Here is a 700-nt window from a genome sequence, read left to right as displayed (position 1 = left end):
CGCAGCGTTAGGTCGAGGTCGTGCGAGAGAATCATAGTCGATTGGTTTTAATTGTAAAAAGTGATTGCGAATTATGAATTTTTAATTGAGAATTAGGTTGTGCTGACTTTTGAGCAATCAGTTTTGAGCGCTTTGTGCGGCGCAACCTCACCCCTGACCCCTCTCCTTTTGTCTTGACGCTCGTCAAGCTCGCGCTCGGAGAACCTCACCCCTAACCCCTCTCCTTGTCATGGAGTGGGGAACGATTCCAACCAACGGTTGGAATCGGGGGTGAGGTCAGCAAGATTGCGCAAATACCCGAAAATCGCTTGAAATCAACGCTCTAACGAATTCGTTAGCGCAACAGAAAGCAGTTGAGCCGCTCTATCAACTTGCTCGAAAGTCGTTGGCAACGGAATTTCCTTTAATTGCGTGATGCTTAGATGATATGTTACCTCTCGAAACGTGTCCATCACATATTGCCGCGCCATCGCCGAGTTAAGGTAGCGCGCAATGTCTTCTTCGCTTAATTCTAACTCAGCGCGCGAAAATTCTTTTTTCGGCGTCAAGTGATACACATCGCCCATCCACGGGTAACCGCGCATGTCAAACGCCGCCGCAAGTTGCCGCTCGCCACGAAAGCCCAAGCCCACGACGATATGCGGCTTATTAAAATAGCCTCGCAATGAGCCTACCTTGCTCTTGTGAATCCAATGCTCCG

At 49.4% G+C, this 700-nt stretch carries 1 protein-coding gene; it reads right to left on the bottom strand.

The features are described from left to right. Window positions 1–314: 314 nt before the first annotated feature. Window positions 315–700 (bottom strand): hypothetical protein (locus NZM05_12640; protein ID MCS7014462.1); only part of this gene is annotated, 386 nt, incomplete at its 5' end.

This window comes from Chloroherpetonaceae bacterium, from assembly GCA_025056565.1.
In the GTDB taxonomy this organism is placed as follows: Bacteria; Bacteroidota; Chlorobiia; order Chlorobiales; family Thermochlorobacteraceae; genus Thermochlorobacter.
Note: the sequence above shows the minus strand (reverse complement) of the source record. Positions and strands in the feature narration are given on the sequence as shown.